Origin of the sequence: Peptacetobacter sp., from assembly GCF_029264495.1 — a bacterium.
Lineage (GTDB): Bacteria > Bacillota > Clostridia > Peptostreptococcales > Peptostreptococcaceae > Peptacetobacter.
On sequence record NZ_JARIBH010000034.1, the window covers coordinates 1 to 2,400 of the forward strand.

Genomic DNA, 2,400 nt, shown 5'->3' on the forward strand with positions numbered 1-2,400 from the left:
TTTTTTGAGTATAATATAACAATAGGAATTAATGTAATGGAGGTAATTATGTCTGAAGATAGAAATTGCGAAGAGAAGGATATTCACGAAAATGAATATTCTATAGATTATGACATAGTTAAAGGTGGAGTTATTTTTGATATATATCAGAGAATTTTAAATATATTATTATCTATTATAGGATTGATAATAGGTATACCACTGGTTATAATATTTGGTATTTTAATAAAGATAGAAGATAACGGCCCTATAACTTATAAACAAGAAAGACTAGGAAAAGGTGGTAAAAAGTTTTATATATATAAACTGAGATCTATGAGAACTGATGCAGAAAAATTTGGTGCTCAGTGGGCAGAAAAAGATGATCCAAGAATTACTAAAGTAGGTAAGTTTATAAGAAAAACTAGAATAGACGAAATTCCTCAGTTGTTTAATATTTTAAAAGGAGATATGAGTCTTATTGGTCCAAGACCAGAAAGACCTCAATTTACAGAGCAGTTTAATAAAGAAATTCCAGGTTTTGTAAATAGGCTTGCTGTTAAACCAGGACTTACTGGTTGGGCTCAAGTAAATGGTGGATATGATATGACTCCGTCAGAAAAGCTTGTTGAGGATATGTATTATATAAGAAATAGAAGTGTTTTACTTGATTTCAAAATAATATTCAAGACAATTGCTGTTGTTTTGACAGGTGATGGAGCTAGATAATTTTAAATAGTATTTTGAAAAGGCTCTATTTTAGAGTCTTTTTATATTATTAAAAGAAATAAATTTTAAAAATTTTATTAATAAACATATTTTAAAGATTTTAACTAACAAAGGAGAGAAAAAATGTCAAAAACAGCTAAAGCAGCAGTTTGGATTATGATAGCGACAATGCTATCAAAAATGCTTGGTTTTTTTAGAGAAGTAGTATTAGCAAGTTTTTATGGAACAGGTGCGTATGCAGATATTTTTGTATTAACACTTAATATACCAGGACTAATTATAGCTATTGTCGGTTCGGCGATTGCTACTATTTATGTGCCTTTGTATTTTGAAACTAAAGAAAAAGATGGAAATGAAGCAGCTCTTAAATTTACAAATAATATGATAAATATTGTTTTTGTATTAGCTCTTATTGTAGCTATTTTAGGGCTTGTATTTACCGAAGAATTTGTAAAGATATTTGCAGTTGGATTTGAGGGGGAAAAATTTACTGCTGCAGTAATGTTTACAAAAATAATGATAAGTGGAGTAATTTTCTTAGCTTTGAGTAAAATATTAAGTTCTTATTTACAAGTTAATGATAGTTTTACTATACCTGGATTGATAGGAATACCATATAATATACTTATAATAGGAGCAATAGCGATAAGTACAAAAACAAATGTAAATATTATGGCTATTGGAGCACTCTTAGGAATGGCAAGTCAAATGTTATTCCAACTTCCTTTTGCACTGAAAAAAGGATATAAATACAAACCATATATAAATTTAAAAGAAGAAAATATAAGAAATATGATTATTCTTATGTTGCCTATGCTTATAGGTGTAGCTATAGGTCAGATAAATACAGCTGTTGATAAAGCTTTAGCAACTACATTGGGTGACGGGCCTTTATCTGCACTAAACTATGCAAATAAACTTAATGATTTTGTTATGGCACTTTTTGTAACATCAATAGTTACTGTTATTTATCCTAAATTAGCAAAAATGATAAATGCAGATAAAAAAGAAGATTTCATAGATACAATAGTTAAATCATCAAATTGTATTTTACTCTTAGTTCTTCCAATAACAGTTGGAGCAATAGTATTAGCAGAACCAATAGTTAAAATATTATTCCAAAGAGGAGCATTTGATGCAGAATCTACAAATATGACTTATAATGCTTTAAGATTATATTCTCTAGGATTAGCAGCTATGGGAGTTAGAGATGTTATAACAAGAGTATTCTATTCTCTATCGGATACAAAAACACCTATGATAAATGCAAGTATAGCATTAATAATGAACATAATTCTAAATCTTATATTAATAAAACCATTGGGTTATAAAGGCTTAGCAATATCAACAAGTATAGCATCTATTGTTACAGTTTTATTGCTTTTTAAATCTTTAAAGAAAAGAACAGGATATTTTGGTGGAGATAAAATTCTAAAAACAGGAATTAAAAGTTTGGTTTCATCATTAATTATGGGAATATGTACAATTTTTGTTTATAAAAATATGTATCTTATACTTGGAACAGGAATGATAAATGAGCTAATATCTTTAGCTTGTTCTGTTATAATAAGTGTTATAGTATATTTCATATTAATAACAATATTAAAAGTAGAAGAAATGGAATTAGTATTAGATTTAGTAAATCAAGCAAAGAAAAAAATCTTAAAAAAATAAAAATTTATCTTGATTTTA

2 protein-coding genes are annotated in these 2,400 nt (G+C 27.3%); both read left to right on the forward strand.

Annotation, left to right across the window (positions count from 1 at the left end; genetic code table 11):
- Positions 1–48: 48 nt before the first annotated feature.
- Complete coding sequence (locus Q1J78_RS03420) at positions 49–708, forward strand: exopolysaccharide biosynthesis polyprenyl glycosylphosphotransferase (RefSeq protein ID WP_300279208.1); 660 nt, start codon at positions 49–51, stop codon at positions 706–708.
- Positions 709–831: 123 nt separating this feature from the next.
- The gene (gene murJ, locus Q1J78_RS03425) at positions 832–2,382 is read left to right on the forward strand and encodes a murein biosynthesis integral membrane protein MurJ (protein WP_300279210.1); all 1,551 of its coding nucleotides are present in this window, start codon (positions 832–834) and stop codon (positions 2,380–2,382) included.
- Positions 2,383–2,400: the final 18 nt, after the last annotated feature.